Genomic DNA, 22,758 nt, shown 5'->3' on the forward strand with positions numbered 1-22,758 from the left:
GGGAGATGATCAATTATTACAAATATTTACCTGTTAGCCAGGACGATGAAAACTGGGGGCTATGCGTATTAAATACCGGCTGCACACATGTGGAACCTGCGGGGTGTTATCCGTCAAAAACCCATCCCTCACATCACAATTTCAACTGGAAAAATGGCCGGATTTTAAATGAATACCAGGTAATTTATATCACAAAAGGCCAGGGCATTTTTGAATCGGATCATTGTAAGATGAAAGATGTAAAGGCAGGCACGCTCATTTTTCTTTTTCCTGGTGAAAGACATCGGTATAAACCCGACGACAACACCGGTTGGGACGAATACTGGATAGGGATAAAGGGCGAAATTCTGGATAACCTTGTTAAAAAAGGTTTTTTTAAGCCCGAAACGCCTTGTGTATATATAGGGTTTAATGAAAATGTATTTAACCTTTTTAATTCGATAATTGAAAAAACTAAAAATGAGAGTTCAGGATATCAGCCGTTAATATCGGGGGCTGCACTGCATTTGTTGGGCTATTGCCATTCCATCACCAAACAATATGCAATCGAATCGGAAGAAAATGCAGTTGTGGTAAACCAGGCCCGGTTATTATTTCGCGCCAATATCGCAGAAGCTTTTTCTCCGGAGGAAGCTGCCGCCCAGTTAAACATTGGCTATTCGCGGTTCAGGAAAGTTTTTAAAAATTATACCGGGTTATCGCCAGGTCAATATTACATTCAACTTAAGATTGACCGGGCAAAGGAATTGCTGACCGAACCCGGCATGTCTGTAAAAGAAATCGCGTTTAAATTAAATTTCGAATCTTATTTCTACTTCGCCAAGTTATTTAAAGAAAAAACCGGCCTGTCTCCTACCGATTACCGGAAACGCGCGGCTGGCTAAACATAATCTTAAACAAGCGATATTGATAATCAAACCTGCACGAGTGATCTGTACTTACTAATCTTAATCAACCCAACATGAACTTCTTTAACTATTTTGATAAAAAGCCTCTTGCCACCTTCATTTGCATGGTTATTAGCTGCCTGCTTTTACCGCTGTGCGGCCACACGCAACCTTCAGAGGTAACAAACTTTGGCAAAGCGGGCGGCCAGGTAACAAAATTTAGCAAGCTTGGTGATGCTATTGACGCTCATGACGGCGAAATAGCCTATTTTAACGGAGTATATTACCTGTACGGAACCAGTTATGGCTGCGGATTTGAATGGGGACATAAAGAAGCTCCATTTTGCGGATTTAAGGTATATACATCAACGGATTTGGTTACCTGGCAAGACCGGGGAGCGCTTTTTGATGCGAGTACCAAAATCTGGCAAACCCGATGCGACGGAAATACTTACGGTTGCTTTCGGCCACATGTTATTTACAATAAAAGCACCGCCAAATATGTATTATGGATAAACGTTTATGATAACAGGGTGGGTTACCGTGTATTTACAAGCAGCAAGCCAACCGGCCCTTTTGTTGAGCAAGCCGAACCTAAACTGGCCGTAAATAGCGAGGCAGCTGTTGCCGGCCTGAACAATGGCGACCACGATACCTTTGTAGATGATGACGGTACCGCTTACCTGGCTTATACAGATTGGCGGGCCAAAGGCGCAATAGCCGTAGAGCAATTAAGCGTCGACTATATGACAGGTACGGGCAAGGTTACCAGGGCCATTACGCCGGGCGAAACGGAAGCACCATCTTTATTTAAAAGGAAGGGCATCTATTACCTGGTATACTCCGACCCAAACTGCGGTTATTGTTCCGGAACAGGTGCATCTTATCGTACTGCGCCATCACCTATGGGCCCGTGGTCTGAAGGAATCAAGATCAGCGATAACTCATGCGGGGGCCAGCCCTCGTTTGTATCGTCCATCAAATTAAAATCGGGCGAGGTTTTTCTTTTCGGCAGCGACCTATGGAACAACGGCGCGAAAAACGAATCGTTGGCCAATTATTATTGGTCGCCTTTAACATTCGATGCCCATGGCGCTATCAACAAAATGGAATGCAGCAAAACATTTAGCATTTATTCATCGGCAAAAAAAGCAACTCATAAAAATTCCGGGGTAAACGAGCTGGCGCCGGTTTGCGATATAAATAGTACAACTAAACGCAGCCAGAGTTTTACCGCCAACAAGGACGGCATTTTAAGGCAAGTGACCATATCATGTTTTAAAAATCAGCACCCAGGTGATGGCTTATTAATTGAGATAAAAAATACAGCAGGCAAGCGCTTATATTCAGTAAATATCGCTGCTGATAGCATCAGCTGGTCTCCAAAAAACACCCTTATTCGCCCGGAAATCCGGCTACAAAAAGGCAAGCGTTATTTGATTACAATTGGCACCGGGGCAACCAAAGGAGCCTATGGATTGGAGTATTATGTAGAAGACAATGCAAAACCATCAAAACGTTTTTTGTTCTCGAAAACAATAGTTTCAAAATAGCGGCAGATGGTTTGCAAATGTGCTGGTACTTAACTGCATTCTATCTGCTTCATTTGGCAACGGAGTTATAGATCAAAGGAGTTTGTTGTTCATCGTCAATACTATCGCCAATAGTAAGCTTGTTAAACTGCTCGTCACTTAAAATATTTTGGATGCCGTTAAAGGTAGCGCCATCGGGCATGTAAGCACATGTCATAGCCCTGCGCAAGCCTGGCGTCATGTTGGCATTTGCACCGTGAATGGTAAGCCCGTTATGGAATGAACAGCTGCCCGCCTTCATTGGTGCAGCAACAGAAGCTGATTGTTTTAAGCCCGGATAAAAATTAAATATCATTTCCATGTTTCGTCCGATACCAGGATTTTCAAAGCTGGTTACCTTATGCGATCCCGGAATAAAAAACAGGCATCCGTTCTCCAGCGTGGCATCATCAAGGGCAACCCAGATAGATAAGGCCCTGCGATCGGAAAACGACCAAAACGGCGTATCCAGGTGCCATGATGTAGGGTTGGCCCATGGCCTTTTAAACAAAGCCTGGTCATGCCAAATTCTAATTCCATCTACACCGGCCAGCTTTGCGGCCATCTCGCCAATTTGGGGATTAAACATCAACGCCTTAACCTTTTCATTGGTTTGCCACAGATTGATCATCTGGTCAAAAACTTTGCTCAGGTATTCCGAGTCTTTATTGATGCCATCGTCTTCGCCAACTTTACCGGCTTTGCCCGGAATTTTTTGACCATCCCTGTCATTAATTGCCTCAGTTACGGCTTCCCTCCATAATTCGAGTTCTTCGGGGCTCAAAAAATCCTCAATTACTACAAAACCATTTTCCTGGTAAAAATCAACCTGCAATTGATCTATCGATGTGTTCATACAAATTTATTATTTAGGTAAAACTGATTGTTGAAACAAACCTAAATAATCGTTCTCCCAATTTATTTTACCAAAAATTGAATTTGTTTGCATTTTTTGACAGTCTCAGTTTTTTCCGTTCATTTATAAAGGCCAAAAGCTGGCTGTTCATTTTTCTGTTAAACCTAAACCAATTGATTTTTTTAGCTGAGACAGGCATATAAAATGTTTGTAAACATTAACACCTTTATAAGTTCAAGTGTTAAATGCCGGCAATAATAAGAGGCGCTATTCCCTCCCTTGCACTTTCTGACATGGAAGCCATGAATAGAGTTCGTTTCCTGCCCTATTCTGTTACAAATCCGCCCAAAGCTTTTTGAACAGGAAACAAACAAAAGCTGCATTTGGCTCCTCCATCGTCCCGGGTATCAAAAAGTGCAAACAATAGCCTGTTTGCAACAAATATATTTTATCAATAAGGATGTAATTTCGTTGGGATAACCAGATTATAAATCGCCTGTTTAAATTATTCCCTATGAATTACTTAACACGTGCTTTTGCGCTGCACGTTTATTTTAAAGCTCATTTTAAGTGTGTTTTTTTTAGCTTTTGGTTTGTTGTGTTGTGCCTTGGCTACTGCCAGCCGGTACTTTCGCAAATTACCGGCTACCCACCCGTATCCGCAAAAAAAACCGGCATAGCAAATCCGCGGTCGCCCGATCCGCTTATTAATTATACATGGGCCAAGCCCGGTGCAAATGATGGGTTAGAAAGTTATCAATTGCAACCGGTTAGCTGGACATTATCTAACCCGGCAAGCTTTAATATGGGTGAATTTAAGAAAAACAGAGTTATTGAAGTAAACGGGAGTGGCGATGTCCGCTTTGATTTTGGGCAAACAAATGCTGGCTGGCTGGAGTTTGACAGCCCGGATCTTAGCGGCAAAGTAGAAATGACTGTAAGTGAATATAATCAGCCTCCTGATTATTTTTCCAGCTATCCAACAAAAACACTGGCTCCCAAAAAACATGGCAACACCTACCGCCTTGAGCTGAACCCCGATTTATACGAAGGCGTTCGGTTTGGATGGATTAGGGTACGGTCATTTGCTAAAAACTGGCATATTACGGGCGTGCGGCTCATTTGCCAGATAAAGCCCACCAACTATAAAGGAAGCTTTTCGTGCAGCGATACCATGCTTACGCGCATATGGTACACCGGCGCATACACGGTAAAGCTTAACCTGCTTAAAGACTATTTAGGCGCTATTTTAATGAACCGCGGCGACAGGTTTTCCTGGACCGGAGATGCGCACCCAGCCCAGGCGGCGTCGATGGTAGCGTTTGGGAATTATGATTTTGTGAAAAAAAACATAGCATACACATCAACCCAAAGTAACGGCATCAAGAGCTATGCACTATATTGGGTATTGAGTTTGATTGACTATTATAAATACACCGGCGACACAGCAACAGTTAAAACCTATATTGATAACGCCTGCGAAAAGCTGGATGACGCTTACAAGATTTTTGGGACCAACCCAAATTTAGAGTTTTACGGCTGGGACGAACGTTTGGGGGCCGGATTTGAACATCCAAATATCCCGGAGCCGCAAAATGCTTATAAAATGCTGTCTATACGTGCATGGAAAGAATTCTCGGCGGCCATGGGCGTATATGGACGAACAGACCTGCGGGATAAATACAACCATTATGCTACTGAAAAAATAGCTGCAACCAGGAAAGATGCCGGTTGGTACGGGAGCTTTGGCCTTCATGCAGGCGCCGACGCCGTTACCACAGGCCTGTTAAACCCTGCCGAGGAGAAAGCAATTTATGAAAACAGTTTTACCGACAGGGTAAACCGCATTTCTTACTCCCCTTTTAACCAATATTTCGTAATCCAGGCATTTGCCCTATTAAACAAGTATGACGATGCTTTGAGCTCGATACGTGATCTTTGGGGTGGCCAGGTAAAATACGGAGGCACTACTTTTTTTGAGGATTACCGGCCATCGTGGAATGCTGCGGTTGGCAAAAACGGGCAGGTGCCGGCCAACCAATGCGGGTTTACCAGTCTGTGCCATCCCTGGGGTGCTGGTGTTACCAAATGGCTTAGCGAGGAGGTTCTTGGGATAAAACCAACCTCGCCCGGCTTCGCTACATTTGATATACTGCCCCACCTTGGCCGAACGCTTCCAAATGTTGCCGGAAAAACACCAACTTTACGGGGCGATATAAGTGCAAGCTTTAATATTACTACCGGGCAATGCGCTTTTTCGGTACCTGCCGGCACCGTTGGCCGCATTGGTATTCCAAAGGCCGAAAAAAAAATCGGCAGTATAAAGGTCAATGGTGTGCTCATATGGGATGGTACCTATCACCCGGTTAAGGGATTTGGCGGTGCCAGCGAGGATTCGCAATTTGTTTACCTTAATGGCGTACAACCCGGAACCTATAAAATGGTTGCCGAATATAGTGGCGCTACCCCAAGGTATGCAGAGTCGGCGGAGTATTATGCTGCCAAATACTTTGGAATTGATTCAACAACCAAAGGCGACTGGGGCGGCGTTCATGGAAAAGACGGTTACGTACTGTGTAACTATAACGGGAACGGTAATGACAAAACATCGCTGCCCGCTTATGTATCTAATGTAGAATATTACAAGGTAAAAGGAAACGGCCGGCCCAATTCTGTTGTTTGGCAATCAAACACTACCGACCACAGGGCACCGGCTCCCGATAGCGCCAACAGCATGTCACGAACAGCCGCTTGCTTATACGCTATGGATGCAGACCAGATTGGCTTTACCTTTACTTCTACCATAACTATAAAGGGCACACATGACTATAAAATATCGCTCTATTTTCTCGACTGGGACAAAAAAGGGAGAAAAATTGCGGTTGAAATGTTTGATGCGGCAACCTCAAAACTTATTGCGCCGGTTAAACTTGTTAACAATAGTGTTAATGGCGCTTACCTCACCTACGCATACAACAAATCGGTTAAATTCCGAATAAACCTTGTACGTGGTGACAATCCTGTATTGAGCGGAATATTTTTTGACCCGATTATAGCAAACGTTAAGAATAAAAAAACAACCAATGTAAAATGAAGACGACAACTGTAAGTATAGCGCTTTTGTTTTGTGGCTTAATTTGTAAAGCGCAAACACTTAAAATTGGATGGGGTGAAACTGTGATGATATCTAAATCGACCCCAACGCTGCAGGTTGTTGGCAACCCCATGTTACGCCCCCAGGGAGCCATGCGCGAAGGCGCCCTCAATGCGCTTAAAAATCTTGGGGCTGATTATGTACGATATGTGCCCTGGTTTCCTTACCCTAAGCTTGCTGTAGCCGAGTTGAAGGCTCCGGAAAAAACCACATCATGGGATTTTAGTTTAATAGACCCCATGACCATAGATTTTTTAGAAGCAACCAAAGGACATCCCGTAATCATCAACTTCAGTACAATTCCCCAATGGATGTTCAAGACCAATCAGCCTGTTACTTATCCTGACGATCCTAACCAGGTTGGCTGGGGTTATGGCGGTGGTACCCAATTGCGCGATACAACAATGAAAGAATTAACAGGTTATTATGTGCGATTAATAAGCTGGTATACCAAAGGAGGATTTACCGACGAATTAGGAAAATACCATAAGTCTGGCTACCATTATCAAATACCTTACTGGGAGGTGTTAAATGAACCCGACCTTGAGCATAACATGTCGCCGCAAACTTATACTAAAATTTATGATGCTATGGTTACAGCCATCAGGGGGGTATTACCCAGAGCAAAATTTGTAGGGATGGCCCTTGCCTATGTAAAACCCGGATGGTTTGAATATTTCCTTAATCCGGCTAACCATAAACCAGGTATCCCAATTGATGTAATATCATACCATTGCTACGCAAATGCCAATAGCCGGCAAAAATTCGATGCTTACGAATATTCTGTTTTTGATAAGGCCGAAAGCTTTGTGAATGCTGTTAATTATATCGAAAACATTCGTAAACACCTCGCACCCAATACCAAAACCGACATTAATGAACTGGGCACATTTGTAAGCGACGAAATGCGCAACCATCCCATAACACCTGCTTATTGGAACCTATCGGCAAGTGTGTATGCTTATTTTTTTATCGAACTATCAAAAGCGGGTATCGATATCATCGGCGAATCGCAATTGGTAGGTTTTCCAACACAGTTCCCGGATGTGAGTATGATAAATTACCAAAATAATAAGCCCAACGCGCGGTATTGGGTATTAAAATTGATTAAAGACAATTTTACGCCCGGCAGTAAAATGGTTAAAACATTTTTGGACGACAATAATGGCGATGATATTTTAGCACAAGCCTTTGTAACGCAAGGGGTAAAAAAGGTATTGCTTTTAAACAAAAGGAACAGGGCAATCAACGTAAAACTTCCTGCAGATTTCAAGGGGGCTAAGGTGAGCACCATAGATATGAAATCTGGCGATAATGAAGCAGCGGTAGCAACTATCAATGGCGAAGAAACAGAGATGAAAGCATTTGCTGTTAAGGTGATTACACTCGGTAACTAATTGCCCTTTTTGTTAAAACATGAAAATCAAAATATTAAGCCCGCAATGGGGACATGAGCATTTGCCCCTGGGCGGGTTTCTTGATAAAATAAAACTTGCCGGGTACGATGGTATAGACACCTGGATACCAACCGACCATAACGACAAAAAGCTTTTGTTTGATTATTTACAAAAGCATGAAATGTATATGGTGAGCCACCAGCATCGGGCCGAGGGGAGCACGTTAAAAAAATTCAAGGCTTCGTTCATTAAAAATCTTTATGAATGTGCCGGGCCGGCCCCCTTGCTCATAAACTCCCATACGGGCCGGGACTATTTCTCGTTTGAACAAAACCTTGAACTGGTTGATGCCGCCCAGGAATTTACCGTTAAAACAGGCATCAAAGTAGTTCACGAAACACACAGGGGCAGGTTAGGATACTCGCCCCAAATGACCAGCGAGTTCTTTGCGGCGCGCCCGGATTTTAACATCACGGCCGATTTTTCGCACTGGGTATGTGTTACCGAAAGTATGCTTGAAAATTTTAAGCCCATAGTTGATGAAGCTATTAAACGAAGTTATCATATTCATGCCCGTATTGGTTTTGAACAAGGCCCGCAGGTGGCCGATCCGCGGGCACCGGAGTGGGGTTATGCGCTTAACAACTTCCTTACCTGGTGGGACCAGATAGTTTTAAACAACGCCCACATCGGCAGGGATATATTACCCATAACCACCGAGTTTGGTCCCGAACCGTACATGCCCAAAACCCCATTTAGCGTTGAGCCAATAGTCAATCAGTTTGAAATCAACTGTTACATGAAAGATTTGATCAGAGAACGGTACAGCCGGATATAAAAAATCCGGGTTACATCTGTTGATGGTTTGCAAGCTGGCTCCTGAATTCCTTTGGCGCCAAACCATTCTTTTTTTTAAACATACGCGAAAAATAAAAAATCGATTCGAACCCGGTTTGATAAGCAATTTCATTTACCGTTAAATTTGTAAACGCAAGCAGGTTTTTTGCTTTATCCAGCCTCAACTCCAGGTGATACTGGTTGGGAGAAAGGCCCGTAACTTGTTTAAATGTTTTCCTGAAATTAGAATACCCCATTGGCAGCTCTTTGGCAATATCCTCTAAACTCACCGGGTTTTCAACCGACTCCTGCAGCAAAAATTTCGCCTTTGAAACCAGCCGTTCATTTTTGCTTCCCGTTTGATCATGAAATTTTGAAAGCGCGCTTAACAGGCCCAGCATTTGAAGTGTTATGCCGGTTACAATTTGCCTGTATCCTATTTCTGCACGTTCAACAGTTTTTATCAACGTATGAAAAAGCTGGAGTAGCTCTTCATTCAAACCAACATCAATAAAGGGGGCCTCGGGTTTAAATACGCCCTTTCGCATCAACTCGTCGGGATATTCGCCGTTAAAGCCTACCCAATATTCTTCCCAACCCGATAGCGGATGTGGCTTATACCTGTGCCATATCCCAGGGAATAGCAAAAAGCACATTCCTGCTTTAACCTCAAAAGCTTTTGTTTTTGCAGATTCCAGTATACCTTCGCCCTTGGTAATAAAAACTATGTAATAACCGCTAAGTATGCGGCCTTTATCCCAGGTAAAGGAATGATCTATGGGATGCTCGCGGTTGTTAGGGTAGTTTTTATTAGGCCCCACTTTTGCAGAGCCTACTGTATTCAAATAAAAGCCCCAGTTTTTTTCGGCCGGCCCTACATTCAGATATTTTTGGTAATTCTGCATTGCTTATGGGTAAATATACGGCTAATTAAGGCTAATTAATAAGTATACATATTAACTGTTACCGGTCCCAGTAATCCTGATGGTTCCAAATCTTTTCCTGCATCCGGGCCAAACAAGGCTGCTGTTTTCCTTTTATCAGCCGGTAATTTGGCATCGCCCAACAAGCGGTTTACCCATGTATTCACAATTTTAATTTGCAGTTGATTTTTGCCCGGCCGCAATGCTTTTGTAATATCCAGGCGGTATGGCGGCGTCCATGCACCACCCACTTCAATACCGTTTACTGTTATTTTGGCTATATCCCTGGCAACACCAAGGTCAATTACATAGTTTGTACCGCTTTCTATCTTATCTATGTTGATGGCGTTACGATAATATGCAGCACCGGAATAGTATCTGACGCTATCATTTGCGTTAAGCGACCAATCTGTTAATGTACCAAATGTTACCGGTTTTGCAGGCCCACCCATGGCATTATCAAATGTTACAACCCATGGTGATGTTATAGGTATGCTTTGCTTAGGCTCGGGGTAATTTGACTTTGTTGTATCGCCACCCGCCCCATCGTTCCTGAAAATAATAAAGGCACTTTCATTCGCCGCAAGCTTTAAAGGTACAATGGTATGGGTTGCTGTTGAATAGAATGATGGCAAATTGCATACGGTGCCGGTCACGGCATCCCAAAGTTCGGGCTTTTTACCGGTTACCCTAAACTGCGCGGTAATGTTAACCGTTTCATTTTTTTGGTTCGATATAAAATAAATCGATCCATTGTTCAGTTTCCTGTGGATAAACAGAACGGGGTCGTTTTTTTCTGTTTTAAAATCAGGGCTAACTCCTATCAAATTCAGGGCCTCCTGCATATCCATGCCATTAATTACAAGGCCTTTGCCATAATGATTTATCTTATTTGTTGTACCATTAATATTGCCCCACAACGCAGCTGCCATTAACTTTACCTGCTTATCTGCTTGTGGATAGCCCTGTAAACTTGGCGACCTTTCGGGCTTCGGCCCCAATATCACTGCTCCGTTACGCACCAGCTCCTTTATCTTAGCCAATAGCTCCGGGCGGATGGTGCTAAGCTTAGGCATAACCAAAATACTGTAGCTTATGCCATTGGGCAGGCAAAGCTTTCCATTTTTTACCGAAAGATTTCCCTTTATCACATCGCCGTTAATATAATCAAATGAATATCCCTTGGGTAGTTCAGGATCTGTAACTCCCATTATCCTTGGGGCGTCCTCGCCTATAAAGTAGGCGGCATCAGCCGCATATTGGCCTTGCTGCAACATAAAGTTGCACCGCTTTAAATATTTCACAAATACATCCATATCAAAAAACCATGTATTCCCCCGGTTAAACTCAGTGCCAAACCAGGCACTGATGCCCGGTTTAGGGTCATCATCGGGTTGGTGTATAAAAACATGCAGCAAGGTGTTATTTATGCCATCGGTAAAAAAGCGGTCGCCGCGCGCCTTTAAATTTCCGGGGTACATGCGCCAGGGGGCTCCCGCCGAAGTAAATGATTCGGCAGACACCTTAACCTTGCCATAAATGTGCGCCACCGAAGAGGCCGCCCGGTTTTCAAACATACCCAAACGTCCGTCAAGCCAAAATTCGCCCGCTACCTCGTCCGACTGGCCTCCGTATTGTAAAAATTCAGCCGGAAATCCAAAATAACCGTATGGTTCAAGCCAGGTGGTAAGGCCATGCTTATGACTTATCCTGGTAAGGCCGCCCACGTATTTAAAAGCGGCATCATCGGCAATCAGGCGCCTAAGGTCCCACAAAAAACGGTCGGACATAACAGCGCTTCCAACCACCTTACCCTGTAAAACCGGCATAAATGGCGTAGCATCATAATTGTACTTCTGCTTAAATTCCTGTAACAGTAAATCAGTCCAGTTCTGGCTGCCCGTTTCGTAACTATCGGCCACTACTACGGTAAGGGTTTTACGATCTTCGGGCGGAATGCGCTTTAATACCTGGCCCACATAATTATCAAAATGTTCATTAATATGCTGGCTACTCATCTTGTCCGTTTCAAAGCCTGTTGCCTCGGGCGTTGCAGGCACATTGTGCATGTTGGTGGGAACCATTCCGCTGCGCTCAATTATCCAGTTGCCGGCAGGCACCTGCCAGTTAAGCGTACCATCGGCAGCCATGTATTTTGATATATCTATCACCTGTTCCTGTTTTATAATATATTTTGACTGCTTACTGGGTTGCGGCTTCCAGAGGTAGGCATTCCAGGTAAGGTCTTCGGTTTGCCAGGCTTTGGCCAGCGTTTTTTCCATATAACTATCAACCACCGCCATTGGCGACATTTTTAATTCTGTTATGCCCGAATTACCAGAGATATTGGTGAACGATAATCTAAAACCTGAAGCCGTAGTTGCCGGTATGGCAATTGCCGATTTGGCCCAGGGTAAAAAGCCAAAGTTTAACGCCGGGCTTCGCCTGTCGATAATAAAATGCTTAACAGTAATATATTCATCCTTCGTTTTCACCTGTATATCTCCTTCCAGGTAAACCGGCTGATGCGTTGTGGAGATAGTTATGCTGCGTACAGTGTATGGCTTTGGCGTATTAATATCTACCGACAATTGCTGCCCCTGTTTAAAATGAACCCCGGTAGCCAGGTTATTATCCATCAGGTTGTTCAACGAGTCGATTCCCTGCGCTGACGATAGAAGGGGTTTTACTTCGCTGATATCGGCGCCATAATCAGCCGGAACAGGATACGCCAAAACCCTTACATCCTGAAAATTGGATTGTGGCTTAGACAACTGCTTATTATAAAGCAAGGGCCCCTTTACCAATACTTCCGACGAGGTTAAATAACGCATACTTTGCCCCGGTTTAACCCATGGCCCTCCGGCCTGGCTCCATCCCGGCCCGTTAAACAGCCCGATTTTAATATTCAAGCGCATTGCCGTTTTAAGCGCGGTATGCAAAATATCCCACCACTCATCCGAAAGGAATTTAACCTTCCCGTAAGGCACATCGTTTAAGCCAATATCACCTAAAAATGCCCTGTTAATGCCCACTTTTTTCATGGCTTCCAGGTCTTTCACCACCCCTGTTTTCGAAACATTACCCGATAACCAATACCAATAAACACTGGTCTGAATAGAATCCGGAATCATTTTAAAATCTTTTTCAATTGCATCAAACTTTGCTAACCTGGACGGAGGAAGGCTATGAGCATTTTGACCATTGGTTACCTGGGTGATGAAAAAAAGGAAGAGGAGTAACAAGCTATTTTTTATAGATATCGTCATAAGTTTTCTTATAAATATAACAGGGGGACTTTCGGTTTATTTATGTTGTTATTATTGGATTGTTTTTACGTGAATCTCCAAAAACCAGAAGCGCAGGATTTCTCCTGCGACTTCCGTGCACGCGGTTATTCCCAATAAATAACCAGATCATGCTTTGTTAACCAATAACAATTTTTAAAAATTTTGAAATTACAGTGTTTTTCAGGGCTAATTATAAACCGTAGGTGCTTATTTCGCCCATTACCATATAGCTCTGCGGGCCGCTTATGCCAACAAATTTAAAATATCTTGCCCTTGGGTTATTAGGGGTTAAATACCGTTGCTCGCCATTAATTAAACGGTTAAAATTAAACGTGCCCTGGTTTACCCAGTTTGTATTATCGGTGCTGGTAAAAAACTGAAATTTATCCGGCCCGCGGTCGTCACCTCCGTTTTCAAAAGTGGTACGCCAAACGCCAAATTGGGTAATTGTTCTTTCTATACCCATATCTATTGTTGCATAATGCGGATAGCTTGAACAGCCTGCACAGGTATGCCAGCGTGTTGCATCGGTACCATCAATAAAGTTGGTTACCGCATTGTCGCCCCCGGGGTGTTGGGTCGAATAATCAATAATTTTCCAGTCCTTTTTGTCAAATACAAATAACCCTCCGTCTGAATAGCCGGTGTAAAAGTTGTCGATACTCAGCGAATCAGGTTTAAATATCGTTCTGAACTTATAATTCGTATTGGGTTTAATATCGGTTATTTCGGAGGTTTTCTGATCTACCGAAAATACCTGCGATTTCACATTACCGGTAACATCTGTATACTTAACTTCTGATGCAAAAGCGCCGTTTGATACATCGGCGCCGCCCCAATTGATGGTAAGCTTGCCCTTTGCACTTAATACGGTTGAGTTTACGGGCCTGGTTAATAGTTGCGCCTGGTACTTAACGCCATAAGAGCCGCCTACTACCTCGACAGGTATGGATGAATTTCCCTTTCCGTCATAGGTACGGATAACAAACGTATAGCTTTTTTCGTCCAGGTTGTTGATCATCGCGCTTACGGTATCGCCTACCGGCGGGATATCAATAGTCAAAGAATCCTTAAAATTATTCCAGAAAATTTTGGCTTTTATTACCGATGGATCCGATCCCCTTAGCCACGCTATCTTTATCCTGTTAAGGCCCGAATAAGCTTTTGGTGCTGTAGCTTTCCCGGTATAGGTTAATCCACCCGGAACTACAAATTGTTTGTATGTTGCATCCATCTTGGTACAAGCTGCAAAAACACAAATAGTAATGAATACTATTAGTCCGATATGAAATATCTTTTTCATTATATGATTTTTACGATTAATTAAGTAAAATACCTATTGTATTATCTGTCCAAAAAAAGTCATCTCCATAATTACCACCTGCCCCGGGCTGCTATATGTTTCAAGCGATTTTAACCGCAGGTAACGTACTGCGGGCGGCTGCACATCAAAATTGAAATCGGCTCCCAGGTTGGTAGCATAGTTGATATCCTCGTTGGTTTTTTGGCCCAACGGCAGGCCCGATGGTTTAAATGTTGTAAAATTACCCAGCAAGGTCCACTGCGTCCATCCGCCATCCGGATCGGGCGAATTTGATCCCCATAGTTCAAAGTTTTTCAAACCCGATCCTGTGTAACAGTGATCATTAGGTTCCATCCACATTTTAAACCTGCTCATCAAAACCTTTTTACCCAAATCAATGGTGATCCATTGCGGCAGCGACGAGGCATTTGATGAAGCATAAATTCGCCTGTCGGCCAATCCGTTCCATATATTTTCGATGTTAAAACCCGGGTCTGCAAGTTCAGTCTGGTCGGTTGGCAACACCAATTTACTAAAGGTATTTTTCGGAATTTCAATCTCGAATTTAGGGGTCAATGTTTTAACCAAGGTGTCTGATTTATTATTCCAGCGATCGCGTATAAACACTGCAAATTTTTGGGGTTTTGATTCAAAGCCGCGGGCGGCAAAGTTGCCTGCTGTTGCGGCGGTATAAAACGTGCGCACGGTTACCCAATTGTTATTGCCGGTGGTATCCCTTAGTACCACAATAGCCAAATCTGCCTTATCGGGGTTTTTAAACGAAACGCTTACGCCGCCAAATGTTTCCGAAAAATTTGATGTTTTAAACACAGATTTAACGGGCGGTGTTTTGGGCGTTACATCAACCGAAATAGGGTCCGACGCCTTTTCATTGTTACCCACACTGTAAACCTTTACCGCATGTTTCAATGTATCACCAAAACCTACCAAACGTAGCGTATCTGTATATCTTGACGATTTTGCTTCCCTGAAAACGCCCGGCTGTATTTCATATACAGCCTTTACGTAAGCCAGATTCGGGTCGGCCGGAAGCGTATAGGTTAGTATGCCTCCTCCGGGAGTTGCATCAACCTTTACCGCGCTTATTTGCGCAGGAGCTGGTGCATTTGAATCTACAAAGTCTAATCTTCCTTCTTTTGAACAACTGTACCATAAAAGGGCTACCAGCAACCCTCCTATAAAATATATCTTTTTCATTTTTCCTGTTTTAATTATGTGATCAACCTGTAAATGATGTTTTTACCAACCTAAGTTTTGAACTAAATTCCTGTTAGCGGTCATGTTACCTTCTGCAATAGGCCAGAAGTAATCTTTTGCCCCAAACGTTTGGTTAAAAAGCACAGTGATGCGGTAATAGGATATGGGCGTTGTTTGCGATAGGTCCCAGCCTTTAATTGGGTTATTTAACTCTTTGGATGATTCTTTCCAGCGGCGCAGGTCCCACAACCGTTGCGATTCAAAAGACAGTTCGATAAGGCGCTCCTGGTGAATAATGGCACGCATACCATCCTGGTTCTGGAACTTTACAGGATTGGTAGAGTAGTTGGTCCATGATGATGCAACTGTGCCTAAACCGGCACGTTTCCTCACCAGGTCGATATATTTATTTACCTCAGGCGACGGCCCTCCTGATTCATTCAACGCTTCAGCATAAAGTAAATACAAATCAGATAAACGCATTATAGGATAGGGGTAATCAATAACCGAGTAATCGTTAGATGAGTTAATTGTATTTTGAAAGTTTATCAGTTTTTTAAGGTTGTAGCCGGTTACCGTATTATAACCGTATTTGCCTTTACCATCCCGTTGTTTAAATTTCCCCTCCAGGTAAAACAGGTCCATGTATTTTTTATCATCAAAGCGCCCCTGGCCATAGTAAACGCCGCCATCAAAGCCAAGATCTGCGTAAAACCGCGGTTCTCTGTTAAAATGCAGCCCGGCGGTAGTATAACCTTTCCGTATGTACAGCTTATCGGCGTCACCTGCAGTATGTAAATCATAACGGCCGTTATAATCCCAGGTTTTATCCTCATCAATGGGTACACCATTGGCGGTATAAAACAGTTCGGCAATTTTTAAAGGAGGCGAAAGTTCTCCCCTTGTAATAACGCCGTCAAGGTATAATGGATCCCACCAGCTTGATATCAACCGTTGTAAATCAGCCGTATTTGATTGGGTATTAGCCCAGATGATCTCGCTGTTCCATTTCTCGGTAACGGCGTTTCTGATACTTAGCTGCGTTTTAATGGTATCTGTAAGGGTAAATTGTTGAAAGGCCGGGTTATACACATAAAGTTTTATGCCGGCAGATTCGCACACATCTATAGCCCTTTTGCAGGCAGTAGCTGCCGAATCCCATTTTACTTTTGAATAGGTAGTATTAAATAGCGGCGTTCCGTCAAGGTTTTTTAAACTGCTCTGATCGGTGTTACCATTAAATAACGGGCTGGCCGCGGTAACCAATACCTTTGCTTTTAAGGACAGTGCGATGGGCTGTGTAATGCGCCCTGCCTCGGTAGTCGGGCTGATGATTGTTAATGGTAGTCCCGGTGCTGCTTCGTCAAGCAGCTTCGCAATATAACTAAAACAAGAATCTGCAGGATTACGAACTACTTTTACCTGGTTCACATCTGCCGAAATAGGCAAATTTGTTTTGATGAGCGGAATAGGCCCATACATCCGCACCAGGATAAAATGGTAATAGGCTTTAAGAAATTTCACTTCCGAAATCCATCGTCTTCTTTCTGTTTCCTGCATATCGGGTACTTTTCCAATATTTTCAAGGAAAATATTGCAATCTCTGATGGCCTGGTACATTGGCTGAAACCTATCGCCCAGCGGGCCAACCTTACTCTGGAAGCCTTTGGCCATATCTAAATAGGCACCCCTCTCAGGAATTTCCCATAGCTCATCGCCCCCAACCATCGCCGGATCATCGCCTAACTGGCCATTTTTTGGCATAAAGGAGTAGCAGGTAAATAAAAACTTCATAGCCTGGGTACGCATGGTAAAGGCGTTATCTATGGTGGCCACGTTATCCGGAACTACATCTAAAAACTTTTTGCAGGAAGTTAATGCAGCTAAAAAGAGCAATGCATAAGTTCCGGTTACAATATATTTTCTCATAATATGTGTGTTTATGAATTTAACTGGTATAAATTAATTGTGCCTTAATGCAGCATTTACCTTATTGATACGTTTAAACCAATATTAAACACGCGCTGAATAGGATAGCCAAGGCCATCGCCACCCATTTCTACATCCCATAATTTAAACTTGCTGAAATTAAGCAGGTTAGTTGCGTTCACATAAATCCTGAAGTTGGAGAGGTGCAAACTCTTTTGCAAACTTTGAGGGAGCTTATACCCAAGTTCAACCTGCTTCAGGCGTAAAAACGAACCGTCGCGCATGAACCATGTGCTGGTTTGGTTGTTGTTATTGTTAATATCCGGGCTTAACCTTGGCCAAAGGGCGTAAACATTACGTGAATCTTCAGACCAGTGACTATCGGCGTAGGCTTTTAATAATTGTGTCTGGTTGTTAAAAGGCGACGTGCTGTTGGCATCAATCCAAAATGATTCATTGGCCAGCCCCTGGAAGAAAGCCGAAAAATCAAGGTTCTTATACCCCATAGAAAATCCAAACCCATAAACAATTTCAGGTAATCGTGGATTGCCGATAGGAACACGATCAGCATCCGTAATTTGACCATCGCGGTTTACATCGGTGTACTTTATGTCTCCGCCGCCGTAAGGACCAAAGTTTTGTTTCGGTGAATTCAGCGCTTCGGCATCGTCAACAAATAGCCGCTCTGCAATGTATCCGTACTCCTGAAAAATAGGATTTCCTATACGGCTGCGATATTTTTCGTCATAAACCGGCTCTTCGTAAACGGTATACTTGCTCCTGGCATAAGTAAAGTTACCGGTTGCCGAAAACCAAAAATCCTTTCCTATATTGTCCTGGTAATCTATCGAAATATCGGTTCCTTTTCCTGCAGCTTCGCCTACGTTTGAGCGTACATCGGCAGTTAAACCCATAGTAACAGGAATTGACGCGCGCGACATCAGGATGTTTTTACGTTTTTCGGAATATATCTCGGCGTTTATCTTCAGTTTGTTAAAAAGCCCTATTTCAAGCGCCAGGTTTGTTTTTGTCGATTTTTCCCAGGTGATGTCGTCATTGGCGTATCGCGATATGTTTACGCCGTTTAAATAAGTGCCTGCTCCCTGGCCGTTTCCAAAAGTGGCGCCCCGGTAGTTGGCGTTCATATCCACATTAGAAAGGTAAAAGAAACGGTCTGACGGCGACCCGATGGCGTCGTTTCCGATAAACCCGTAAGTGGCCCTCAACCTAAGGTTGTTAACAACGGGCTTAATATTCTCGAAGAATTTTTCATTGAATATACTCCAGGCAACACCGGCAGATGGGAAATAGCCAAACCTGTGTTTTTGAGAAAACCTTTCAGATCCGTTATAGCCAAAGTTATACTCCAGGTAATAGCGGCTGTCATAATTGTAAGTTGCCCTTCCTGATACCCCTACGTTTCTGAACGGAAGAGATTGCTGCAGATCGGGAGCGTTTGCGCTGATGTTATTTTGTATCATATATACCAGCAAACCACTAAAGCCGTGTTTTTTAAACTGATGGTTATAGCTTAACATGGATTGCGCGTAGAAGGTAGAATTCAGATCTTTCCCCCCCTGGTTGTAGTCAAGGTATTCTGTTGCGGTGGGTTCATTAATATTTGTTATTGAATAGGTATTGGCAACAGGGTCATACCCGGTAAGCGAATAAAAATAAGGATTGTATGATCGCCTTACATCAAAATATGACGTGCGGTTAATGTTCATCATGGCACTTAACGAAAGCCCGTCGATAAAGCCAGATAGATCCTGCTTGGCTTCTAACTGTGCCAGCATCAGTGATCTTGAATAGTTCATATACCCCTTGGTTAAATCTGCATAGGGATTGGTATAGCCGCCCTGGTCGTAATTTCCGTACATGATGTGCTTAACAAACGCGTGATCAGCGTCCACAGGGTAATATTGAGGGAATAGCACCGGATTGGAGCGCATAACTTTTCTGTACATTTCCGCTCCGCCATCCAAAGGGCCCGTATAATCGTCGAAATTGCCGCTTAAACGGACAATCATTTCGGTTGTTTTAGTAAGGTTTATGGTAATATTTGACCTAAGCGAATAGCTTGTTAAATCAATATTATTATTAAAATTGTTCCGGTGATCAACTTTCAACATACCGTTGTCCCTGTTTACAGATCCCGAAACAAAGTATTTTGCAACCTCGCCGCCACCGCTAACATTCAGGTTGGCGCGCTGGTTCATGGTATAATCTTTAAAAACCTGTTTTTTCCAATTGTTGGCCGGATAAATTATAGGATTTAACCCTGCGGCAGTGTTTGCTATTTTCTCATCGCTGTAAAGGGTTATGCCCAATGGGTTACGTGTTAATATCGCTTCATTGGATTGTTTCATATAGGTAACAGGATCGGCCATTTCGATATCCCGTACCGAAGTTGAAATGGAGTTTTCTAACCGGAACGCTATTTGTGCTTTACCTACTTTACCTTGTTTGGTGGTTACCAAAATTACACCGTTGGCCCCGCGTGCGCCGTATACTGCGGTGGATGTAGCATCTTTCAGGATAGAAAAACTGGCAATATCGTCTGGCTGTAAGCGGGCCAGATCTGTTGTGCTTAGTTCCATCCCATCAATAAGGATCAAGGGGTTATTTTTGTAACCAAAAGTGGTAACACCACGGATAAAAAAATCGGCGTTATCTTTGCCGGGTTCGCCACCGCGCTGAAAAGCAATAAGGCCTGCGGCGCGGCCCGCCAGCGCTGTTGTGAGGTTACTTGATGGAATTTTAAGCTCAGATAGTTTAATCGAAGTAACCGAGCCAACCAAATCGGTTTTCTTTTGTGTACCAAAGGCCACTACAACTACCTCGTTTAATGAATTTTTATTGGATTTTAGCAGCACATTGATAACCGTTTTCCCATCTACAGGCACTTCCTGCGTAACGTAGCTAACAAAAGAAAACACAAGGACCGCATTATCATTGGGTATATCCAGCACAAACTTTCCGTTTTCATCGGTTTTTGTTCCTAAACCGGTGCCCTTTATCTTAATGGTTACACCAGGCAAGGTACCAAGCGAATCTCTAACTGTTCCGGTTACCGTAATTTTTTGATTTTCGTCCTTTGCTTCGTCAACAACGGCCGCCGGGGGTTTCATTTTAACAATAATGGTTTTTCGCTCAATGAGATAGGTAACAGGCTGCCCGTCGAAACATTTTTGCAGCACATAATCAATAGATGCATTTTTCAGATCGAGGCTAATTGATTTGGTTTCTTTAAGAACATTGGGGTTGTAAAGCAGATTAAAGCCGGTTTGTGCCTTTATCTGTTTTAAAACATTTTCAAGCGATGCCTCCTTTACTGCCAGGTTTACTTTTTGCCCGTAACTGGCAGCACTAACCTGTAGCAGAGTGGCAATTATTAAAATAATGGTAAGCTTCATTATCTTGATGAATTGGAGCATTACGCGGGAATTTATGCCGCAACAAAATGCCGTATAAGTTTTATACATTTGGAATTAGGTTTATGAAATGAAAGTTGTTTCTATAACGGGAATGATTTCAATAGGCCAACGTTGACCAGGGTTGTCGCAAGCATCCCTGGTTTTGTTTTTACCTTGAGGCTTAGTAAGGTTAATTCATAGTCCTTCTCCTTTCGTTTTTTAGGCTGGTTATGTTTTCTTTTATGGAAAACCCATTTATAGCTTCCTGGCAACCGTGCTGTTTAACAAAACAGCAAGCCACGCAGCTCATTTAAGTATTGGTTATTGTAAAGACGGAAATGCCTGAGAAAAGGGGGGGGGATCAATTTTATTAATAAAGTATCACACGCAATATTAACCTTGGCTTTGTATAAAGCATTACCATAGTACTATAAGGTCATCGGAGTGATTCATTTTGACCTGGCAGATTGGTTAAAGAAAATTTTCTTTAAAATGGAGGTTAACAACTATAGCTGTTATAGTTAATATTTAGGGCCTGTAGTGCCATGTCAATGATAAATTGATGAATAGTCTTTAGCCCAAAATCTTGAGTTTTAACTTAAAAAATTAAACTTTAGACTTGACGGTTTAGTACTATTGACTTAACAGCGGCAAATGATTGGTAAAAAATATTACAACACGGTAATCTTACGCTCTTTGATGGTAAACGAAACACTGCCGGTTAACTGCAGCATCTTCAGCACTTCGGTTACGTTGCTATACTTTGATATCACGCCCGAAAAAACCTTGCCGCGCATGTCTCCACGGTAATCCACATCAATGTTATACCACCTGGCAATTTTTCGCATTACCACATAAATATCTTCATTGTCAAATTGAAAAAAGCCGTTTTTCCACGCAGTTGCCGAAGCGGTATCAGCCGCACTAACCTTTATGTTACCACGATCCAGGTCTGCCTGTTGCCCCGGCCTGAGCATTGCCGATAAGGGGGATGTTTGCTGGCCGTCGCCGTTAAGTGTATTCACTTTTACCGATCCTTCGAGTAAAGTTGTTTTCACACTATTCTCTTCCCGGTAATCATTTACATTAAACCTGGTACCTAATACTTCTATTCGTTGGCGGCCGCTCAAAACAATAAAGGGCATTTTTTCAAACTTATTCACCTTTTTTTGGGGAATAAAAACTTTCGTCACCTCAAAATAAGCCTCGCCGGTTAACTCAACCAAACGTTTATCTGCCGCAAACTGCGCCGGGAACTTTATGGACGATGCCGCGTTTAACCACACCTTTGATCCATCGGGAAGCACAACCTCGTATTGGCCGCCATCGGGTGTTGTAATCGTGTTATATAAAGGCGCTGCCGATGCGGCACTGCCACCTTCGCCGGAAGCATTGGCCTGGTAAACCACCAGCCCCGCCTTTGTTTTTGTGATAGTGAAATTAGATTGGGCGGCTATGGCGCCGTTAGCCGCATCCTCCAAATTAATTTTTTGACCGTTGCTTAAAGTTAAAACGGCTTTATTGCCGCCAAACGTAATTTTTTGCTGGTGGTTGTTTGCCACCAAATTTGCAGGCCTATTTTTTTTGAAAACATAGGCGCCAATAGCCAGAAACAACAGCATGGTAGCCGCAGCATACCATTTATATAAATGGCGGACATTTTTTTTGTTGATTTTTTTTGCTGGCAAACCCGAATTTAAAATCGCCTCCAATTTAAGGTTCAGCGATTCTTCAGACGCATCGTTTGGGCTTTCACCATGGGCTGTTTGCTGTAATTGCTTTTCTGCCAACTGGCGGAACATGCCGTCATAAGATCTGTCCGACAGCAACTTTAACAGCAAATCTGCTTCCTCTTCAGTGCATTCATTTTTTACCAGTTTTTCAAACAGAAGTGATAATTCCCTGTAGTTCATCTATCAGCAGTTATACTATTTTACTAAAGACGTAATTAAAATAAATATGGGGGGCTCAATCAAT

The 22,758-nt window shown here is 43.1% G+C and carries 13 protein-coding genes; 5 read left to right on the forward strand and 8 right to left on the reverse strand.

The window, feature by feature from the left end:
• Positions 1 to 5: 5 nt before the first annotated feature.
• On the forward strand, positions 6 to 884 hold the full coding sequence (locus FSB76_RS10275; protein ID WP_147053487.1) for an AraC family transcriptional regulator: 879 nt from the start codon (positions 6 to 8) through the stop codon (positions 882 to 884).
• 77 nt (positions 885 to 961) lie between these two features.
• Positions 962 to 2,440 carry a family 43 glycosylhydrolase gene (locus tag FSB76_RS10280; RefSeq protein ID WP_147053488.1) on the forward strand — a complete coding sequence of 493 codons (1,479 nt, stop codon included), beginning with the start codon at positions 962 to 964 and terminating at the stop codon, positions 2,438 to 2,440.
• 49 nt (positions 2,441 to 2,489) lie between these two features.
• Here FSB76_RS10280 and FSB76_RS10285 read toward each other — a convergent pair whose 3' ends face one another.
• The gene (locus FSB76_RS10285; protein WP_147053489.1) at positions 2,490 to 3,314 is read right to left on the reverse strand and encodes a phytanoyl-CoA dioxygenase family protein; all 825 of its coding nucleotides are present in this window, start codon (positions 3,312 to 3,314) and stop codon (positions 2,490 to 2,492) included.
• Positions 3,315 to 3,828: 514 nt separating this feature from the next.
• On the opposite strand from FSB76_RS10285, the gene FSB76_RS10290 reads away from it, so the two are divergent.
• From FSB76_RS10290 to FSB76_RS10300, 3 genes are read left to right on the forward strand one after another with little or no spacing between them, the layout of a single operon-like run.
• Positions 3,829 to 6,408 (forward strand): alpha-L-rhamnosidase C-terminal domain-containing protein, encoded by a 2,580-nt coding sequence (locus tag FSB76_RS10290; protein ID WP_147053490.1) that lies wholly within the window; start codon positions 3,829 to 3,831, stop codon positions 6,406 to 6,408.
• Complete coding sequence (locus FSB76_RS10295) at positions 6,405 to 7,865, forward strand: glycoside hydrolase family protein (RefSeq protein WP_225976476.1); 1,461 nt, start codon at positions 6,405 to 6,407, stop codon at positions 7,863 to 7,865. Before FSB76_RS10290 ends, FSB76_RS10295 begins: the two co-directional genes overlap by 4 nt.
• Before the next feature lie 19 nt (positions 7,866 to 7,884).
• The gene (locus FSB76_RS10300; RefSeq protein ID WP_147053491.1) at positions 7,885 to 8,703 is read left to right on the forward strand and encodes a sugar phosphate isomerase/epimerase family protein; all 819 of its coding nucleotides are present in this window, start codon (positions 7,885 to 7,887) and stop codon (positions 8,701 to 8,703) included.
• 10 nt (positions 8,704 to 8,713) lie between these two features.
• Here FSB76_RS10300 and FSB76_RS10305 read toward each other — a convergent pair whose 3' ends face one another.
• From FSB76_RS10305 to FSB76_RS10335, 7 genes are all read right to left on the reverse strand, one after another.
• Entirely contained in the window at positions 8,714 to 9,607 is an 894-nt protein-coding gene (locus tag FSB76_RS10305; protein WP_147053492.1) for an AraC family transcriptional regulator, read from the reverse strand.
• Between the two features lie 35 nt (positions 9,608 to 9,642).
• Positions 9,643 to 12,894: a glycosyl hydrolase gene (locus FSB76_RS10310; protein ID WP_147053493.1), complete on the reverse strand. Its 3,252-nt coding sequence runs from the start codon at positions 12,892 to 12,894 to the stop codon at positions 9,643 to 9,645.
• A gap of 211 nt (positions 12,895 to 13,105) precedes the next feature.
• The gene (locus FSB76_RS10315) at positions 13,106 to 14,218 is read right to left on the reverse strand and encodes a DUF4998 domain-containing protein (RefSeq protein ID WP_147053494.1); all 1,113 of its coding nucleotides are present in this window, start codon (positions 14,216 to 14,218) and stop codon (positions 13,106 to 13,108) included.
• 33 nt (positions 14,219 to 14,251) lie between these two features.
• Positions 14,252 to 15,436, reverse strand: coding sequence for a DUF5000 domain-containing lipoprotein (locus tag FSB76_RS10320; protein WP_147053495.1), 1,185 nt, complete (start codon positions 15,434 to 15,436; stop codon positions 14,252 to 14,254).
• Between the two features lie 42 nt (positions 15,437 to 15,478).
• Positions 15,479 to 17,365, reverse strand: coding sequence for a RagB/SusD family nutrient uptake outer membrane protein (locus tag FSB76_RS10325; RefSeq protein WP_192910143.1), 1,887 nt, complete (start codon positions 17,363 to 17,365; stop codon positions 15,479 to 15,481).
• A gap of 56 nt (positions 17,366 to 17,421) precedes the next feature.
• The gene (locus tag FSB76_RS10330; RefSeq protein ID WP_225976477.1) at positions 17,422 to 20,802 is read right to left on the reverse strand and encodes a TonB-dependent receptor; all 3,381 of its coding nucleotides are present in this window, start codon (positions 20,800 to 20,802) and stop codon (positions 17,422 to 17,424) included.
• 650 nt (positions 20,803 to 21,452) lie between these two features.
• Positions 21,453 to 22,694 carry a FecR family protein gene (locus FSB76_RS10335; RefSeq protein ID WP_147053498.1) on the reverse strand — a complete coding sequence of 414 codons (1,242 nt, stop codon included), beginning with the start codon at positions 22,692 to 22,694 and terminating at the stop codon, positions 21,453 to 21,455.
• Positions 22,695 to 22,758 lie beyond the last annotated feature (64 nt).

This window comes from Mucilaginibacter ginsenosidivorax, from assembly GCF_007971525.1.
GTDB lineage: Bacteria > Bacteroidota > Bacteroidia > Sphingobacteriales > Sphingobacteriaceae > Mucilaginibacter > Mucilaginibacter ginsenosidivorax.